The following is an 18028-nucleotide window of genomic DNA, read 5'->3' on the forward strand; positions in this document are numbered from 1 at the left end:
ACGGCTTCTCCTCCTCCCATAGCCGTTCGATAGGGTCGACAACACTCCTCCTCCCAGTTGTCGATCGAGTTTATAAGCCCGACGGATCTCCTCCCCCGTCGGGCTTTCTCGTTTTCTGGATCTTCTGAAATCAGGCTGACGCATGCGTCTTGCCGGGCGCTCGGCGCTCTATTCGGCGTCGCCGTGCGACGAGCCGTTGCGGATTGCCGTCGAGCTCAGGCCGGAGCGCGGCCCGTGGATAAAGGTCCAGGCCGGGGCACGCTTCTTCCAGAGAATACGGGCATCATCCTCATCGACACGGGCGAAATCGAAGGTCCTGGCCATTTTCGAGGAGAGGAAGGAAAGCGTCGCACCCGGCCGATCGATCACCGCGATCGGGAAGGTGCGGGCAATCTCCTGCCACTTCTGCCATTTGTGAAAGGTCTGCAGGCTGTCTGCGCCCATGATCCAGATGAAATGAACATGCGGATTGCGCGCCTTGACGCGGGCAAGCGTGTTGGCGGTGTAGCTGGTGCCGAGCGTCTGTTCGAAGGCGGTGACCTTGATGCGGGGATCGGGTGCAACACGCTCGCTTTCGGCAATGCGCTCGGCGAGTGGTGCGAGCTGGTTGCGGCTTTTCAGTGGATTGCCGGGTGTGACCATCCACCAGAGCTGGTCGAGGCCGAGCCGCTTGAGGGCGATCTCGGCGACGAGCGCGTGGCCCTGATGCGGTGGATTGAACGAACCGCCGAACAGACCCACGACCATGCCGCGCTCGCTGTGCGGCATGCGCAGATAGTGCCGGTCCACATTGTCGGTCGTCACGTCAGGGCCGCGTTTGTCCGGCACCATGCACCCGATATTTGAAAGAGGTGAGCTGTTCGACGCCGACCGGACCACGGGCGTGCATCTTGCAGGTGGCGATGCCGATTTCCGCACCCATGCCGAACTCGCCGCCATCGGCAAACTGCGTCGAGGCATTGTGCAGCAGGATCGCTGAATCGACCTCGGTGAAGAAACGCGCGACGACGTCAGGGTCCTCGGCGATGACTGCCTCGGTGTGGTTCGAGGAATATCTCTGGATATGGGCGATGGCGCCCGAAATGCCGTCGACGACGGCAACCGAAATGATCGCGTCGAGATATTCGGTCGACCAGTCTTCTTCGGTCGCGGGCTTCATGCCGGGGGCGACCTTCAGCACCGTCGGCGAAGCGCGGATCTCGCAGCCGGCCTCCGTGAGAACCTCGAGCAGCGGCGTCAGATGCGTGCCGATTGCGGCGCCATCGACGAGCAGGGTTTCGGCTGCGCCGCAGATGCCGGTGCGGCGCATCTTGGCGTTGACGATGATCCTCTTGGCCATCTCGATATCGGCCGAGGCATCGACATAGATGTGGCAAAGGCCTTCGAGATGGGCAAAGACCGGCACACGCGCCTCGCTCTGCACGCGGGCGACCAGGCTCTTGCCGCCGCGCGGCACGATGACGTCGATCGCCCCGTCCAAGCCGCGCAGCATGGCGCCAACGGCGGCGCGGTCGGTAACCGGCACGAGCTGGATAGCATGCTCTGGAAGCCCTGCCGCTTTCAGGCCCTCGACCAGGCAGGCATGGATAGCCTGCGATGAACGGCGCGAATCCGAGCCGCAACGCAGGATGACGGCATTGCCTGCCTTGAGGCAGAGGGCGCCGGCATCCGCCGTGACGTTCGGCCGGCTTTCGAAGATCACGCCGATGACACCGAGCGGCGTGCGGACGCGCTCGATTTTCAAGCCGTTCGGCCGGTCCCAGGCAGCGATGACTTCGCCGACCGGATCGGCAAGGGCGGCGATGGCGCGGATTCCCTCGGCCATCTCGGCGATGCGCTTGTCGTTCAGCGTCAGCCGGTCGACGAAGGAAGCGAGCATCTCGGTGCCTTCGATGTCCTTCAGGTCCTTGGCATTCTCGGCAAGAATATGTGCCTTGTTCGCCAGGATCGCATCGGCCATGGCGTTCAGCGCGCTGTTCTTGGCCTCGGTGGACGCAAAGCCCAGCGGTCGTGCGGCAGCCTTTGCCTTGCGGCCGATGTCGTTCATCAGCACGTCAATGTCAGGGCTCGGCGCAACGGTATCAAGCATAGCTCGCGTCCTTCTTCTGCCTTTCCGATTTCGAACCGATCTGCGCGGTCATCACCATGTCGTCGCGATGGACCATGGCGGCGCGCCCGGCATAACCGAGGATGGCCTCGATCTCCGCCGACTTGCGACCGGCAATCCGGCGGGCGTCGTCGGCATCGTAGCTTACAAGGCCGCGGGCGATCTCGCGGCCGGCCGGGCCGATGATCGCCACCGTATCGCCGCGGCTGAAGAGGCCGGAAACGCTACGCACGCCGGCGGGAAGCAGGCTCTTGCCGGCGCCGAGCGCTGCGACGGCGCCGTCATCGACATGCAATTCGCCGGCCGGCTGCAGCTGCCCGGCAATCCAGGTCTTGCGGGCGGTCACGGGTGTGCCCGATGGCGCGAACCACGAGGAACGCGCGCCGTTTTCGATCGCCGACAGAGGATTGTCGGTCTTGCCGGAAGCGATGATCATCGCGCAGCCCGATGCCGTTGCAATCTTGCCGGCATCGATCTTGGTGCGCATGCCGCCGCGCGAAAGCTCGGAGGCAGCACCCCGGCCATTGCCTCGATCTCGGCGGTGATTTCGGCAATCGTTTCCAGGAACGTCGCGTTCGGATCGAGATGCGGCGGCGCGGTGTAGAGGCCGTCGATATCGGAGAGAAGAATGAGCAGATCGGCGCCGGTCATCGTCGCGACGCGGGCGGCCAGGCGGTCGTTGTCGCCATAGCGGATCTCGCTGGTGGCGACGGTGTCGTTTTCATTGATGATCGGCACGGCGCCGATCTTCAAAAGCTGATTGATGGTGGCGCGCGCATTGAGATAGCGGCGGCGCTCCTCGGTGTCACCGAGCGTCAGCAGGATCTGGCCGGCGACGATCTCGTCGCGCGACAGGCTTTCCGACCAGGCGCGCGCCAGCGCGATCTGGCCGACGGCCGCCGCCGCCTGGCTTTCCTCCAGCTTCAGCGCGCCTGACGGCAGGTCGAGCACCGAGCGGCCGAGCGCGATTGCGCCCGAGGAGACGACGAGCACGTCGATGCCCTTGGCCTTCAGGCTAGAGATATCGGCGCACATGGCATTGAGCCAGGCCTTCTTCAGCCCGGCCTTGCGATCGACCAGAAGCGCGGATCCGATCTTGATGACGATGCGACGGTAGCGGCCAAGCGGCTTACGGCTGGTCATCGTCCTCGTCCTTGTCCTGGCCCTCATCGGTGACGACCATGTCGCGATGGCGCAGCTTCGGCACCTTGGCCGGCCTCTCTTCGGTATTGGCGTCGACGATGATGTCGCGCAGCGCACGCAGCACCTCGGTCATGCCTTTGCCGGTAACGGCCGAAATCTGGAACGGCGTCTTGCCGCAGGCCTTGGCCAGTTCCTTGGTCTTCTTCTTCAACTCGGCATCGTCGAGCACGTCGATCTGCGACAGCGCCACGATCTCGGCCTTGTCGGTCAGCTCGTTTCCGTAGGCTTCGAGCTCGTGTTTGACCGTCTTATAGGCCTTGCCGACCTTTTCTTCCTGGGCGGAGATGAGGTGGAGCAGCACGCGGGTGCGCTCGACATGGCCGAGGAAACGGTCGCCAATGCCGACACCTTCATGGGCGCCTTCGATCAGGCCCGGAATATCGGCCAGGATGAATTCGCGCTCGTCGATGGTGGCGACCCCGAGGTTGGGATGCAGCGTGGTGAAGGGATAGTTGGCGATTTTCGGCCGGGCACGGGTGACGGCAGCCAGGAAGGTCGATTTGCCGGCATTGGGCATGCCGACGAGGCCGGCATCGGCAATCAGTTTCAGATGAAGCCAGATGGTTTTTTCTTCGCCGGGCAGGCCGGGATTGGCCCAATCCGGCGCCTGATTGGTCGAGGTCTTGAAGTGGGCGTTGCCGAAGCCGCCATTGCCGCCATGGGCGAGGCAGTAACGCTGGCCTTCGACAGTCAGGTCGCAGATCAGCGTTTCCTGGTCTTCCTCGAAGATCTGGGTGCCCACGGGAACCTTCAGCGTCACGTCGCTTCCATTGGCGCCGGTGCGGTTCCTGCCCATGCCATGGGTGCCGATCGTCGCCTTGAAATGCTGCTGAAAGCGGAAATCGATCAGCGTGTTGAGGCCGTTGACGGCCTCGACCCAGACGTCGCCGCCGCGTCCGCCATCACCGCCATCCGGGCCGCCGAACTCGATGAATTTCTCGCGCCGGAAGGAAACGCTGCCGCCGCCGCCGTCCCCGGACTTGATATAGACCTTTGCTTCGTCGAGAAATTTCATTTTACTTCCAATACTCAGTGGCAGTTGGACGGCCCGTCTTGGCCCATTCGATATAGGCGGTTCCGACGGAGGTCAAAGATTATCGTGAATTTCGCGAGCTATAACATACAGTACGGCTTCGGTCTCGACGGCGGGTACGATCTGGCGCGCATTGCCCGGAGCCTCGAGGGAGCCGACGTCATCGCGCTGCAGGAGGTGACCCGCGGCTTCTCCCGCAACGGTTTTGCCGACATGGTGGCCGATGTTGCGGCCTTCTTTCCCGACTATTTCTGGGTGTATGGGCCAGTCTGCGACATGCATGTCGAAGCGGATGAAGACGGGCTCCAGCCGGTGCGCGGCACGCGTTTTCAGTTCGGCAACATGGTGCTGTCGCGCTGGCCGATCGTCTCGACCCGAACGCTGCTTCTGCCGCGCAGCCGGACGATCGGCAAGATCAACCTGCAGCGCGGCGCAACCGAGGCGGTAATCGACGCACCCGGCGGTGCGATCCGCGTCTACTGCGTGCATCTCGACCATGTCTCCCCTGACGAGCGCATCCGACAGCTGCAATTTCTGAATGCCCATATCAATGCTTTCGTCCAGGAGGGTGGGTCGCTGACCGGGGCTGGCGAATTCGACCTGCCGGAGCCGCCGCTGCCGGAGGATTACCTGATCATGGGCGATTTCAACATGGAGCCGGAATCGCCGGAATATTGCGCGCTCGCCGGTGCTGGCGGCGGATATTATGGCCGTGTGGCGAGGATCGGCACGCCGGTCGACTCCTTTGCGGCGCTGGAGGCTTACTCTCCGGGGAGCTACAGCTGGATGGATCCCGAAGATCACGGCAAACGCATGCATCTCGATTACTGCTTCGTCAGTTGCGGCCTGCAGAGCCGGTTGAAATCCGCCCGGATCGATACGCAATCCGTCGGTTCCGATCATTTCCCCGTATGGGTCGAGATCGGCGATTGATGGAATTGATGGAGACGCCGCCGGTGCGGCGACGTCTCGGGTTTAATCACGCCATCTTTCGCGGCGGCTGCAGCATACCCGACTGCAGCACGGTTTCGATGTGCGACACCATGGTGTTGCGGGCGAAACAATAGATTTCGCCGCAACCCGTCATGCGGAAACCGAGCTTCTCCTGCAGTCGCAGCGAAGCCGGGTTGTCGGCGAAAACGCCGGAATGAACCGGCGTCTCCGGCATGCGGCGCGAGAAACGCTCGATGATCGCCGCCACCGCCTCGCTCATATAGCCCCGCCGCCAGTAGTAGCGGTTCAGCCAGTAGCCGAGGTGCCAGCGACCATGGCGCAGCTCGATCGAGACGTTGCCGATATGGACATCGTCCTTATCGGTGATCGCCAGCGGCCAGTCGGGCAGGGTGCCCGAGGTGACCGGGATCAGCCAGTCCAGCGCATCCTGCCGGTCGAACGGCGCGGGTACGCGGGACAGCATGCGCGTGACCGCGAAATCGGAGAGCGATTCCGCGATCGCAGGCGCATCGCTCAGCCTGTGGGGGCGGAGCGTCAGCCGGGCGGTCGAGATGACAGGCGCGGGGCCGGGCATCATCGGCTTGACCTCAGGCCTTTGCAGCGCAGTCGTGCTCATGCGATGTTCCCCCAGCTTCGGAGGGACATCCAGGTCTTGCGGTCGAGCCTGTACCATTCGACCGGCACGTTGCTGCCGAGCGCCAGCGAGGCGGCGAGCCCCGAACCCTGGAACTGGAAGCCGCACTTCTGGATGACGCGGCGCGAGGCGACGTTCATGACCCGGCAACGGGCGTCGATCTGATCGACGTCCTGACGGGTCCTGAACACCATATCGACCAGGGCATGGCAGGCCTCGGTGGTATAACCCTTGTTCCAATAGGGCTCGCCCAGCCAGTAGCCGATCTCGACGGTTCTGCCGTCCGCATGCGGCTCGACGCCGCAGCAGCCGATAAAGGCGCCGTTTTCGGCCTTGGTGATCGCATAGACGCACTTGCCAATATCGCCATTTTTCGTGCGACGCACGAAGTCAGCAGCATCATCGGCGGTATAAGGGTGCGGCATACGCGATACCATGGTGGCGACTTTGGCGTTGTTGGCGAGATGGGCAAGGGCGTCGATGTCTTCTTCGTGGGGCGCGCGCATGACGAGCCTTTCCGATAACAAGACAGGGCAATCGGTCCTTAACCGTTCCGGCCTCAGCCGTTCTTCGGAAGACCGCTGGTCTTCCCGGGGAGACCGTGATTGGTCTGCCCTTAACAATTCGCCTTGCATGGTTCAGTCCTCCTTGAGGGGTAAAGAAAAAGGGGAGATGGCGCCCCATCTCCCCTGTTTTCTAGACTGAACCTGATACGGCCAGCCGGGTCGATGAGACGCCGGCTGTTTTTGAGCGCTACCGGCTTATTCCGCTGCTTCCGCTTTCGGCATGACAGACACGTAGACGCGACCGTTGGCCTTGGTTCGGTAGTTCACATTGCCGGCGGTAAGCGCAAAAATCGTGTGATCCTTGCCGAGGCCGACGTTGGAACCCGGATGCCACTCAGTACCGCGCTGACGCACGATGATGTTGCCTGCGATGACGGCTTCGCCGCCGAACTTCTTCACGCCAAGGCGCTTGGACTGAGAATCGCGACCGTTGCGCGATGAACCGCCAGCTTTTTTGTGTGCCATTGGAGTTCTCCTTTAAAACCTTGTCCCGTTGATCTTACTTGGCAGCCACGATGTCCGTGATACGGACGACCGTGTGATGCTGACGATGGCCGCGCGAACGCTTCGAATTCTGACGGCGGCGCTTCTTGAAGGCGATGACCTTCTTGCCGCGGTTCTGTTCGACGACTTCTGCCTTGACAGAAGCGCCGGTTACGAAGGGCGCACCGATCGCAGCGTCGGCGCCTTCGCCGATCACGAGCACTTCGGTGAATTCAATGGAGTCGCCAGCGGTGGCTTCCAGCTTTTCGATGGTCAGCACGTCGTTGGCTGCCACACGGTACTGTTTACCGCCGGTCTTGATGACTGCGAACATTTTTTATCCTTTCATGTTCGTTCCAGCTCTCCTCGCTGACTGAGCAAGGTGGCCGTCTTTTTATCAGTCGAAGTTAAGCAGGGATTTCAGAGGTCTAATCCTCGAACTCGTCCTGCCGGTGAAGCCCCGCGCAAGCGCAGGACCAGCTAGGCGCGGATTTCTCCAAACCTATTGCGCAGCCGAGATAGCCGAGGGACAAAAAGCTGTCAAGGCAAAAGGATGGAATGCTTCGACTTTTCGGCTTGCCAGCCTGTCATTTGCCCGTTATGAGAACGCCCGCGCCGAACAAGCGCCGACCAGACCGCGGAGAGGTGGCAGAGTGGTCGAATGCACCGCACTCGAAATGCGGCATACCTGCAAGGGTATCGTGGGTTCAAATCCCACCCTCTCCGCCATCAAACATAATTGTCATATGATGGTGCACGTGCGGTTTTAACGTGCGTCACATTTGATTGCACGACCACATCTGCGGCGCGGCTGAAGCAACCTGTCCCCTTGAGGTCGACGCAGGTGGTTACGGTCCGTTGACGATCCGATACACAGAAGCATTGCCCTCAACTCCGTGGAGCGAGGAGCCAAACTCCACAACATGGTGGTCGGCCAGGAGATGAATGACACCTGGCGCCGTATAGAGCGCTTCCGAGATACAAATCTCGCCCGCATCCGCCAGAGATTGCACGCGTGCGGCAACATTTACGGTCTGACCAAAATAGTCGAGATTATCGTTTAGTGTGACAGCAATCGATGGGCCGCAGTGTGCTCCGATTTTGAGGATGATGCCCGGCTCACCATGTTCGAGATTGAAGCGCTCGATTTCCTTCAATATCTGCAATGCCGCCGAAACCGCGTCGGTTGGACGAGAGAAGACGGCCATTACCGCGTCGCCGATCGTCTTGACGATGGCGCCGGAATGTTGCTGTGCCGTCAATTCGAGAAGAGCAAAATGCTCCCTCACCAAGGCGTAGGCGTTCAGGTCGCCCAGGCGCTCATACAGAGCCGTCGAACCTTTTAGGTCTGTGAAGAGGAAAGTCACCTGGCGAATGCCGAGCCCTTCCCGCTCATCAACGCGCTCGGATCGGAACAGGCGCCTGAAGGTCTGCCTTGCCAGCAACATCCCGCCGGAGATATACGGCTCGAATTCGAGCTGCGGCTTGATTGTCAGGGCTGCCACCTCGGGCGGCCAATTTATCAAAAGCAGCGAGCCACGAACGGGTCCGGTATTTTCCACCTCGATAATACACGGCCCCGGCGATAAAACGGCCAAGGCCGGGGAAAAGCGTTGCCCATCATACCTGACCCGTAGCAGCGTGGGCACTGTGGCCGGCTCACCTGATATCGGCGTCATGAAGGCGGCTTGCGTTTGGACATTCACGCCGGAGAGAACACCGGAACCCAGCTCCGCCCGGAGCGTGACGCTCGAGGTCGGCGGCAGATAGGTGAGGCCGCGGACCAATCCGCGCAGGTAATCGAGAAACCGAGCTTGCTGGCCGGGCAGCCTCCCGTCGTTGGCGAAGCGAAGCTTCCAGTGGAAGTCTTCGACCGAGAGCGAGTCGGGATCATGAAACGGCAGCCGCCGAAGATGTGGTGATACGGAGAATGTAACTTCGATGAAGTCATCGAGGTCGGTTTCGCCCGATACGTCGCACAAGCCACAGACGTAATGGGTCTTGAGCGTGCGCAAGGCGCCGAAGCTGTCGAGCACCATTCCAGATTGAGGACAAAGCACATCCCAGGTCATCTCGAACAGGCCGCATCGGGCGGCATGGAGGAACAGGTCAATGGATTCCGTGTCAGCTATCGCGCGGTCACGTGCAAACGCCAGCGGATTGACACGATAAAGGGAGAGGTCGTTGCCGTCCCTGATCAGCGCTTCGAACTTAGAGATCACGCGTGGGCTCCAGGATCGAGCCTGCTCGATCTGGATCATCTTGCTTTCGAGAAGCCGATCGTCGACGCCAGTCATGATCAACTTGTCCGCAGGCACTACGAGCGGATTTCAGTGCGCCACCGGGATCGAGCTCCCAATAACCTAAATACTCGAACGCGCCGCTGTAGATTTCCAGCCTCGATCCTACCGAATGAACCCTGCTGACACAAGGTCGTGAACGGAGCAGGGTTTTGCGAATACGCTAACTCCTCGCGCAGCCAGCGTCAGCCCAGCGCCTTCTTCACCCAGACTCCAATCTCATCGCCGCTGCTCATGTCCGCCTGCACCAGCCCGTCGATCATGAAGGTCGGCGAGACGTGGATGCCGTTCTGCCGGGCATATTTACAATGCCATTTGATCTCCCGGTCAAGATCCGCGATGGCGAAGGCTTCTTTCAGCTTGATGACGCTGTAGCCTTCCAGACGCTCGATGATCTGGTTTGGCGTTGCACCCATATTCGCGCCGCCGGCGTGGTGGTCGAACTCGAATTCCTCTCGATGCGCGGCGATGGCAGCCATGACCTTCTTTGCCGTCTCCTTGCCGCCTTCCAGCGTCGAGGCCGCGATGATGCAGCGGACGATCACGCCGGAATACATGTGCCAGGGCTGCGATTGCAGACGGATTTTTACGGTGACCTTATCTTCGCCGGCTTGGCTGAGCAACGCATCAAGTTTGCCGAACGCCCTGACGGAGTAAGGGCAGGTCGGCTCGAGAAAGATCTCGAAGATGCGCGGGCCATTGCCCCAGGTCAGCGGATCGGCACGCCACGCGGTTCCGGTCATTGCGATGTCCTTTTCGTTGAGGAGGTTGGCTATTCGGCCTAACGCAGAAGGCTCCAGAAGCCATGCTTGTTTCCGTGTTGACGCTTCAGCTCGGCGACATAGGCGTCGTGAGGCCGGGCGCTGCCGAAATCGTCGATGTGAGGCGCGAGCGAGGCGCATTCCGCCAGATGACGCGCGGCATGTTTGTAACGGCTGGATCGGCCGTTCTCGAGGGCGAAGCCGATCATCGACCGTAGCAGCATGGTTGCCGCGAGTGGATGTTTCTCCCGCAGCATTTCGGCGCCCGATGTCATCAGCTCGTAGAGGTCGCCGTCCAGTTCCGTCTGATGCCTGGAGACGAGTTTCGCGGCCTCGGCGTGTGCGGGCCAGGCGAGGAAAAAGGCAAGGGCTCGATCAACATCCGTAAAGCTGTGCGCGAAGGCGAATGCCTTCTCCTCGGCCTGGATATCGTCGAAGTCGGCGAGCTTTCGCAGGAAAGCGCGAAGGTGCTCCCCGTTCAGCGACTGCTCGAAGCATTGCCATCGATAGGCCTGCGCTTCCTCCCCCCGTTCGAGCGCTTCGAGCGTCTCCGCGCGGGCTTCCTGCCATTCAAAAGGCATTTCGAACCGGTGGTCGACGCCGTCCAAAATCCTCAATGCTTCCTCGGCGCGTCCAGCCAAGAGCAAGCGGTCGGAAATTGCGATCGCGACCATCGGCATCCTTAAGGTCTCTTCCGGCTGCTGAGCGATGAAGGCATCGACATCATCCTGGGCATCGGCAATGTCCTGCAGAGCGATGCGCGCCGCCTGTTGCCGATGCTTGGCGTAGATCTCGTTCAGGTAGCTCGCTTCGCTGCCGCCCCAGCCGAGAATTTTCCGGTCGGCACCGGCAGGCTCCTCCTCCGCTTCGTGCAACCATTGCACCAGGAGGCCCTTCAAACGTTCAAGGCCATCCTTGCCCAGCGCCGGAACCATCTCGGCGATCAGCGGGTCATATTGGCCGTGGTCGTTATCCTGCAATGCCGTGAAGACCTTATCGGCAAGGACATCGATACCGATTCCCGCGGACCTGGCGATGATGCCGGCATCGGCGCATGCCTGATGGAACGTCTCCGTGAAGGCGATGTCGCTGCTGTTGGATCGGTGGAAAATCGAATCGGCAACGGCAAGGAATTGCCAGATGAGATCGAACGCTTCCTTCGGATCATTGGCGGCCACGACGGTGACGATCGCGGATCGCTGCGTTTCGAGGTCCGCGTTGACGGCTTTTACTTTGTGCCATTCGATGACGCTCTGCGCTCGTGCGATGCTGCCGAGGCGCTTGCGTATCTCACGCGCGACCTCGGTGCTGCCCAGATTGCCGGCCAGTTCCATCCGAAGCCGCCGTTTATGGGCGGCGCTGCCGGTGCTGATTTCGATCAGCAGTTCGGCGAGACGTTGTGCACCGAGAGCTTCCAGGTTTTTCGCGTTGAGAGTCGTCTTTGCTGCCATAGGTCACCGCTATCGTTTCGCGCCGACCCTAACTCGGTATTCAAATCAGTCCAAGGTGCCGAGCGAGGGGTGCAGCCATATCGCACCGCGAATTCGTATGACTTTATCCCCGGTTAGTCTCGCCGAATCATGGCCGTTAGCTAAAAACTAACGCTGCCTCGTAACGACTCCTAAAGCCGGTTTTGGCACCTTGTTGCCTGTCGAATATTGCTTCCAAATTTTCCGCTGGGGTTGGTCATGAGTCATAATAGAGACGCCTGGGTCAGCCAGCGCGCTTATTCACTATGGGAATTGGAAGGCAGGCCGGACGGGCGTGGGGAAAGCCATTGGGCGCAGGCGCTGAGGGAGTTCGAGCAGCTGGAGCTGACGCGGGCTTCGCCTGATGGAAACGATCTCATCGAGAAACTGAAGGCAGCCGGGCGGCTGATGCGGATCTATGACGGGGCGGCCCCCGCCGTCGAGAACGACCGGCAGATCAAAGCGGCTCGGTAGACCGTATTTCCAATTCCTGAGCTGCCGAAATATTCAGGCGCATTCCAGGCGGACGACCGGCCTTGCGGGCAGGCGTCTTGCCACTTCGACGAAACCGGCACCCAGAAACATCGAGAGCGTTCCGGGATAAAGCTCGGCTCCGTTCGAAGCACGGGCAGCCTGGTCGACGGGGTATGCCTCGAGACATTGGGCGCCGTTTGTCTGCGCAAATTCGACCGCATGTTTCAGCAATAATCGCGATAATCCCTGCCGCCGGAACGGCTTTCGGACGATGAAGCAATTGATCGACCAGACCGGCCTGTCATCGACCGGCGCAAAGGGTTTTGAGCGGCGCAGCCGATCGAAGACGACGCGCGGCGCGACGCCGCACCATCCGGCCGGCTCATTCTCGTGGTAGCCGAGAATGCCGGGCGGGCGCGGTTCGGCGAGCAGGCTCCGGAACCAGTTGCGATTTCCCTCGCCCCATCCTGCCTTGTAGTCGGCATTCGGACGATACCAGTAGGCGCAGCGACAATTCCGGCCGTCGGCGCAATCGTCGAAGACCGCTTCTATATCGGCCAGGCGGTCGGTGGTGGCGGGGAAGAAAGACAAGCGATCCTGCATTCGGCCAAATTATGGCGCAGGCGGACGATCGGCAAGCGGTCGACCGTGCCGGCCGATCATGCGCGGCTGCCCTCCAGCTTGAAAGCTCGTTCTTCAGCCGCCGACATCGTTTGGCTGTCGCCGCCGATCCTCGTTCGAGGGCGATCGTCCTGACGCTACTGGCGTGCAGCCCAACTCAGGCCCCGCCGCAGGATGACGGGCATGTAGGGATGGTCGAATTCGGCTGCGACATGGCCGAGGGCGGAATAGAAGATGCGGCCGGCACCGAAATGGCGCTTGAAGACGACGGGCATCACCACATTGCGGGCTGTCGGATCGTAGGCGCCGGTGAAGGTGGTGGTCGCAAGGATTTCGACTGTGGGATCATAGTGGAGGTAATATTGCTCCGAACGATAGTCGAAGTCGGGAATGCCCTCCATGACGGGGTCGTCCTGGCGGGTGACGGCGACCCGGAAGTCGATGATATTGCCGGGATGGGCGACCCAGGTGACGCCGGAGACATAGCGAAAAGGCGCGCTTTCCTTGAAGGACGTGGCGAGAGCGCCGTGATGGCCGGCAAGCCCGAGCCCGCCGCGCACCGCTTCGACGAGGCCAGCGGCATGCTCCTTCTCAAGCTTTTCGCCGGTGATGATCGGCACCAGCAGATCGGCTTTCGCCAGCGTCGGAGATCCAAACACGCCGAGATCGCCGGTCACCTCGACGGTAAAATCGTCCTCGCGCAGCAGGTCGGCGACAATATGAGCGCATTGCTCCGGCTCATGGCCTTGCCAGCCGCCCCAAACGACCAATGCCTTCCTCATTCGCGCTCTCCCTGCTTTATAGCTGCAGACCGTTTATCATCACATGGTGGTGGAAAGCCCATTAGATCGGGCTACTGTGCAAATCACGCGAATAATTCAAGACTATTTGCTGATCCGGCACAAACTCCGCGAATGGGGCTTCGGCATTTGACGTATTGTCCATTGACGCCGATCGCAGTTCCTTCTTTTTATTGACGTGTATCTCGTCTAGGTTTCTCCCATCTCTCAGTGAACAATAAGGGTGGTGCATGGCAGGTGAAACTGTTCTTGTCGTCGGCGGCGCCGGCTATATCGGCTCGCATACGTGCCTCGACTTGGCGAACAAGGGCTATAAGCCTGTCGTCTTTGATAATTTTTCGAACGGCCATCGCGAGTTCGTCAGATGGGGGCCGGCCGAAGAGGGTGATATTCGTGATCGCGCCCGCCTGGACGAGGTGCTGGCCAAACACCAGCCGGCGGCGATCCTGCATTTTGCGGCACTGATCGAGGTCGGCGAATCGGTCAAGGATCCGGTTTCCTTCTACGAGAACAATGTGATCGGCACTTTGACGCTGCTTTCGGCGGCACAGGCGGCCGGCATCAACGCCTTCGTCTTCTCCTCCACCTGCGCGACCTACGGCCTGCCGCAGAGCGTGCCGCTCGACGAGACGCACCGGCAGGTGCCGATCAATCCCTACGGGCGGACGAAATATATCGTCGAACAGGCGCTCGCCGACTACGATCAGTACAGAAGCCTGCGCTCGGTGGTGCTGCGCTATTTCAATGCGGCCGGCGCCGATTTCGAGGGCCGTATCGGCGAATGGCATCAGCCGGAAACGCATGCGATACCCTTGGCGATCGACGCGGCGCTCGGCCGCCGCCAAGGTTTCAAGGTGTTCGGCAGCGATTACGAGACCCGCGACGGCACCTGCGTGCGCGACTATATCCATGTGCTCGATCTTGCCGATGCGCATGTGCGCGCCGTCGAATATCTGCTGAAGGGCGGCCAATCCGTCGCGCTCAACCTCGGCACCGGCACCGGCACGACAGTCAAGGAATTGCTCGGCGCCATCGAGGACGTGTCGAACCGGCCTTTCCCGGTCGAATATATCGGCCGTCGCGAAGGCGATTCGCATACGCTCGTCGCCAATAACGACAAGGCGCGTGACGTGCTCGGCTGGGTGCCGCAGTATGATCTGTCTGAGATCATCCGCTCCGCCTGGGACTGGCATGCAAAATCCAACCAGCATTGAGCCAACCGGCATTGAAAAGGCTCGCCGGCCGAACATCCTGCTGATCACGGCGGACCAGTGGCGCGGCGATTGCCTGTCGGCTGTCGGTCATGCCTGCGTGAAGACGCCTGGTGTCGATGCGCTGGCGCGCGAAGGCACCCTCTTCCGGCGGCACTATGCCGGGGCAGCACCCTGCTCACCGGCGCGGGCCACACTCTATACCGGTCTCTATCAGATGAACCACCGGGTCTGCCGCAACGGTTCGCCACTCGATGCCCGCTTCGACAATCTGGCGCTGGCGGCCCGGCGGGCGGGATACGACCCGACGCTGTTCGGCTACACGGATACGGCGCCCGATCCGCGCGCGATGGATACCGCCGATCCGCATCTGACGAGTTATGAAGGCGTGCTGCCCGGCTTTACCGCCCGCCAGCTTCTGCCCGAGCATGAAAGACAATGGCTCTCCTGGCTCAGGTCCCGTGGCCACGCGGATGCCGTCAACCGCGATATCCATATTCCGGTCGGTGCTGGAGCTGGAGACATTTCCGATGCGCCACCGGCCTATTCACGCGATGAGACCCAGACGGCTTTTCTGGCCGGCGAGTTCATCCGCTGGATGGGCGAACAGGACAGGCCGTGGTTTGCGCATGTCTCTTTCTTACGTCCGCATCCGCCATTCTCCGTGCCGGAGCCGTTCAACCGAATGTTCATGCCGGGCGAGGGACCGGCTTTTGCGCGCGCGGCAAACCGCGAAGCGGAACAGAACAGTCATCCCTATCTCGCCTATGCCATGCCACGCTCCGACAAGGGCAACTTCATTCACGGTGCAACGGGGCCGCTCAGCGGCTGGAACGCCGAGGATTTTGCCGCGATCCGGGCGATCTATTACGGCATGATATCGGAGGTCGATGCACAGCTCGGCCGCATCTGGCAGGCCCTCAAGGATGCGGCCGCCTGGGACGACACGCTTGTTGTCTTCACCTCCGATCACGCCGAGATGGCCGGCGATCACTGGATGCTCGGCAAGGGCGGCTTCTTCGACGGCAGCTACCATATTCCGCTTGTCATTCGCGATCCCGCAAGCAGTGCTGCGGGCGGGGTCATCGAGAAATTCACCAGCGCTGCGGATATCTTTCCGACCCTTTGCCAAAGGCTCGGCATCGACGCGAAGAACGGGCTCGATGGCCGATCGCTCATGCCGTTTGTCACGGGTGGGAGCGGAAACGGCTGGCGGGAGGCGGCATTTTGGGAATTCGATTTCCGCGACATTGCGCATGGCGAGGCGGAGCGGCATTTCCGGCTGCGGTCCAACGAATGCAATCTCGCGGTGATCCGCGACGCGCGGTTCAAATATGTGCATTTCACCGCATTGCCGCCGCTGCTCTTCAATCTTGCCGACGATCCGATGGAGCTCAATAATGTCGCCGCGGATCCGGCTTATGCGGCGGTACGGCTCGACTATGCCGAGAAGCTGCTGTCGCTCCGAGCGCGCCATCTCGATCAGACGCTCGCCTATACCGAGCTGACGGAAAGAGGGCCGGTGACGCACCGGCCCTGATATCACTTAGCCGAGATAATCGCGCTTGCCGATCGGCGCACCCTGGTTGCGCAGGATGGCGTGGGCCGTCGCGACGTGGAAATAGAAGTTCGGCAGGGCGAAGGTGGCGATGTATTCGTCACCTGGCAGCACAATCCCACTCTTTCCCGGCAGGGTAATCTGGCGGGTTTCTGTGCCTTCCAATGCTTCCACCGAGAAACCGGCGAGATAGGCGTCGGTCTTTGCCAGACGCTCACGCAGGTCGTCGAATGTCGTTTCGTTGTCCTCGAACTTCGGGGCATCGGTCGCCGTCAGGCGGGCGAGCGCAAATTTGGCGGTGTCGCTGGCGCGCTGATACTGGCCGGAGAGCGGCAGCATGTCGGGCGCGAGGCGAGCGGCGATCAATATAGCCGGATCGATATTCTTTTCCTTCGCATAGGCTTCGGCCTTGTCGAGGTAGGTTTTCAGGCTGGCGAGGCCGCGCTGGAACATCGGAACGGTAAGGCGATACATCGAAATGGACATTTGTCCTGTCTCCAAAATCTTAAAATGATCAGGCCGCGGTGAGCGGTCGAAGCGCTTGCGGCCGTGAGCCTGTCTTCGACCCATCCCATAGATGGATGCTCGCCTGGTCTTTGACAACACAGGAATGCGGTGCGGTCGTGACGCCCGCATGGCATTGCGCCCTGATCCATATCTCGTCGTCGCTAAAGATACTTGACGCCGTTCCCAGAAAATGGAATGAATATTCCGCAGAACAGATTTGACGGTTTGTTTGTTCCGTTTTGCGGAGCGCCGCGGGAGAGGTGGCGCAGGGGAATTGCGGCTTCAGAGCAAATGCCTGGAGCTCCGGCGTGAGGAGGGTGCAGCCGGGCACCGCTTTGTGGAGGAAGTGAAAATGAAAAAGTTTATCCTGGGCACTGCGATGGCGCTCGTCATGTCGACGGCCGCTCACGCAGAAACGGTCGGCGTCTCGATGGCAAAATTCGACGACAATTTCCTGACCGTGCTGCGCAATGGCATGACCGATTATGCAAAGACACTGAGCGGCGTGACGCTGCAGGTCGAAGACGCACAGAACGACGTTTCCAAGCAGCAGAGCCAGATCCAGAATTTCATCGCCTCCAAGGTCGATGCAATCATCGTCAACCCTGTCGATACCGATGCGACCACGGCAATGTCGAAGCTCGCGGCCGATGCCGGCATTCCGCTGGTTTACGTCAACCGCCAGCCGGTCAACGTCGACACGCTGCCGGAGAAGCAGGCTTTCGTTGCATCCAACGAGCAGGAATCCGGCACGCTGGAAACCAAGGAAATCTGCCGCATTCTCGGCGGCAAGGGCAAGGCCGTCGTCATCATGGGCGAGCTTTCCAACCAGGCTGCACGCATGCGGACCCAGGACGTTCACGACGTCATCAAGTCGGATGAATGCAAGGGCCTGGAGATCGTCGAGGAGCAGACGGCCAACTGGGACCGCACCCAGGGCGCCGACCTGATGACCAACTGGCTCTCCAGCGGTATCGAATTCGACGCCGTGATCTCCAACAACGACGAAATGGCCATCGGCGCCCTCCAGGCGCTGAAGGCAGCCGGCAAGGATATGAGCAAGGTTGTCGTCGGCGGTGTCGACGCCACGCAGGACGCGCTTGCCGCCATGCAGGCCGGTGATCTCGACGTCACGGTGTTCCAGGATGCCGCCGGCCAAGGCAAGGGCTCTCTCGATGCAGCGCTCAAGCTCGCCAAGGGCGAAAAGATCGACAAGAAGGTCTACATTCCCTTCCAGCTCGTGACGCCTGCCAACGTCAAGGACTTCGTCACCAAGAACTGAGACGAATGCCAAGCAGGATGCGGGCTTTGCCCGCATCCTTTTCGCCTACCCGTATCTGGAGGAGA

At 61.0% G+C, this 18028-nt stretch carries 18 protein-coding genes, 1 tRNA gene and 1 pseudogene; 6 read left to right on the plus strand and 14 right to left on the minus strand.

The genetic code is table 11. The features are described 5' to 3' along the window. Positions 1-168 precede the first annotated feature (168 nt). The 4 genes and pseudogenes from ACS4RR_RS02895 to obgE all read right to left on the minus strand — a co-directional run bounded on the left by ACS4RR_RS02895 (position 169) and on the right by obgE (position 4325). Positions 169-831 carry a nicotinate-nucleotide adenylyltransferase gene (locus tag ACS4RR_RS02895; protein WP_260109711.1) on the minus strand — a complete coding sequence of 221 codons (663 nt, stop codon included), beginning with the start codon at positions 829-831 and terminating at the stop codon, positions 169-171. Continuing rightward, positions 806-2089, minus strand: a complete 1284-nt coding sequence (locus ACS4RR_RS02900; RefSeq protein WP_260109710.1) for a glutamate-5-semialdehyde dehydrogenase — start codon at positions 2087-2089, stop codon at positions 806-808. Before ACS4RR_RS02900 ends, ACS4RR_RS02895 begins: the two co-directional genes overlap by 26 nt. Continuing rightward, positions 2082-3250 (minus strand): annotated as a pseudogene (gene proB, locus ACS4RR_RS02905) (glutamate 5-kinase). Before proB ends, ACS4RR_RS02900 begins: the two are co-directional and overlap by 8 nt. Next, positions 3237-4325, minus strand: coding sequence for a GTPase ObgE (gene obgE, locus ACS4RR_RS02910; RefSeq protein WP_260109708.1), 1089 nt, complete (start codon positions 4323-4325; stop codon positions 3237-3239). The pseudogene proB and the gene obgE overlap by 14 nt, the downstream one beginning before the upstream one ends. Positions 4326-4409: 84 nt before the next feature. On the opposite strand from obgE, the gene ACS4RR_RS02915 reads away from it, so the two are divergent. Continuing rightward, entirely contained in the window at positions 4410-5276 is an 867-nt protein-coding gene (locus ACS4RR_RS02915; RefSeq protein WP_456189687.1) for an endonuclease/exonuclease/phosphatase family protein, read from the plus strand. Positions 5277-5322: 46 nt separating this feature from the next. Here ACS4RR_RS02915 and ACS4RR_RS02920 read toward each other — a convergent pair whose 3' ends face one another. The 4 genes from ACS4RR_RS02920 to rplU all read right to left on the minus strand — a co-directional run bounded on the left by ACS4RR_RS02920 (position 5323) and on the right by rplU (position 7314). After that, complete coding sequence (locus ACS4RR_RS02920; protein ID WP_170257973.1) at positions 5323-5913, minus strand: GNAT family N-acetyltransferase; 591 nt, start codon at positions 5911-5913, stop codon at positions 5323-5325. After that, positions 5910-6566, minus strand: a complete 657-nt coding sequence (locus ACS4RR_RS02925; protein WP_017966066.1) for a GNAT family N-acetyltransferase — start codon at positions 6564-6566, stop codon at positions 5910-5912. The genes ACS4RR_RS02920 and ACS4RR_RS02925 overlap by 4 nt, the downstream gene beginning before the upstream one ends. Positions 6567-6692: 126 nt before the next feature. Beyond that, positions 6693-6962 carry a 50S ribosomal protein L27 gene (gene rpmA, locus ACS4RR_RS02930; protein ID WP_003543909.1) on the minus strand — a complete coding sequence of 90 codons (270 nt, stop codon included), beginning with the start codon at positions 6960-6962 and terminating at the stop codon, positions 6693-6695. 34 nt (positions 6963-6996) lie between these two features. Beyond that, positions 6997-7314 carry a 50S ribosomal protein L21 gene (gene rplU / locus ACS4RR_RS02935; RefSeq protein WP_003543907.1) on the minus strand — a complete coding sequence of 106 codons (318 nt, stop codon included), beginning with the start codon at positions 7312-7314 and terminating at the stop codon, positions 6997-6999. Between the two features lie 305 nt (positions 7315-7619). On the opposite strand from rplU, the gene ACS4RR_RS02940 reads away from it, so the two are divergent. Next, positions 7620-7709, plus strand: a tRNA-Ser gene (locus tag ACS4RR_RS02940). Positions 7710-7828: 119 nt separating this feature from the next. Here the strand turns inward: ACS4RR_RS02940 and ACS4RR_RS02945 are convergent. The 3 genes from ACS4RR_RS02945 to ACS4RR_RS02955 all read right to left on the minus strand — a co-directional run bounded on the left by ACS4RR_RS02945 (position 7829) and on the right by ACS4RR_RS02955 (position 11492). Continuing rightward, on the minus strand, positions 7829-9277 hold the full coding sequence (locus ACS4RR_RS02945) for an adenylate/guanylate cyclase domain-containing protein (protein ID WP_260109706.1): 1449 nt from the start codon (positions 9275-9277) through the stop codon (positions 7829-7831). A 188-nt stretch (positions 9278-9465) separates the two neighbouring features. Beyond that, complete coding sequence (locus tag ACS4RR_RS02950) at positions 9466-10023, minus strand: DsbA family protein (protein WP_260109705.1); 558 nt, start codon at positions 10021-10023, stop codon at positions 9466-9468. 38 nt (positions 10024-10061) lie between these two features. After that, positions 10062-11492: a DUF6880 family protein gene (locus ACS4RR_RS02955; protein WP_260109704.1), complete on the minus strand. Its 1431-nt coding sequence runs from the start codon at positions 11490-11492 to the stop codon at positions 10062-10064. 237 nt (positions 11493-11729) lie between these two features. Here ACS4RR_RS02955 and ACS4RR_RS02960 point away from each other — a divergent pair, with 237 nt between their 5' ends. Continuing rightward, positions 11730-11984 (plus strand): DUF2934 domain-containing protein, encoded by a 255-nt coding sequence (locus tag ACS4RR_RS02960; protein WP_017966072.1) that lies wholly within the window; start codon positions 11730-11732, stop codon positions 11982-11984. 33 nt (positions 11985-12017) lie between these two features. Here ACS4RR_RS02960 and ACS4RR_RS02965 read toward each other — a convergent pair whose 3' ends face one another. Continuing rightward, on the minus strand, positions 12018-12587 hold the full coding sequence (locus ACS4RR_RS02965) for a GNAT family N-acetyltransferase (protein WP_170260805.1): 570 nt from the start codon (positions 12585-12587) through the stop codon (positions 12018-12020). 155 nt (positions 12588-12742) lie between these two features. Continuing rightward, positions 12743-13387: a ThuA domain-containing protein gene (locus ACS4RR_RS02970; protein WP_260109703.1), complete on the minus strand. Its 645-nt coding sequence runs from the start codon at positions 13385-13387 to the stop codon at positions 12743-12745. A gap of 248 nt (positions 13388-13635) precedes the next feature. Here ACS4RR_RS02970 and galE point away from each other — a divergent pair, with 248 nt between their 5' ends. Next, positions 13636-14619 (plus strand): UDP-glucose 4-epimerase GalE, encoded by a 984-nt coding sequence (gene galE / locus ACS4RR_RS02975; protein WP_170277798.1) that lies wholly within the window; start codon positions 13636-13638, stop codon positions 14617-14619. Continuing rightward, entirely contained in the window at positions 14597-16156 is a 1560-nt protein-coding gene (locus tag ACS4RR_RS02980) for an alkaline phosphatase family protein (RefSeq protein WP_260109702.1), read from the plus strand. The genes galE and ACS4RR_RS02980 overlap by 23 nt, the downstream gene beginning before the upstream one ends. 6 nt (positions 16157-16162) lie before the next feature. On the opposite strand, the gene ACS4RR_RS02985 is transcribed toward ACS4RR_RS02980, so the two are convergent. Beyond that, complete coding sequence (locus ACS4RR_RS02985; protein ID WP_170279964.1) at positions 16163-16660, minus strand: DUF1993 domain-containing protein; 498 nt, start codon at positions 16658-16660, stop codon at positions 16163-16165. Positions 16661-17033: 373 nt separating this feature from the next. Between ACS4RR_RS02985 and ACS4RR_RS02990 the strand changes: the two genes are divergently transcribed. Continuing rightward, positions 17034-17963, plus strand: coding sequence for a sugar ABC transporter substrate-binding protein (locus tag ACS4RR_RS02990; protein ID WP_017966078.1), 930 nt, complete (start codon positions 17034-17036; stop codon positions 17961-17963). The last annotated feature ends 65 nt before the right edge of the window (positions 17964-18028 follow it).

It is taken from the genome of Rhizobium zaerense, from assembly GCF_051810725.1.
Taxonomy (GTDB): domain Bacteria; phylum Pseudomonadota; class Alphaproteobacteria; order Rhizobiales; family Rhizobiaceae; genus Rhizobium; species Rhizobium leguminosarum_I.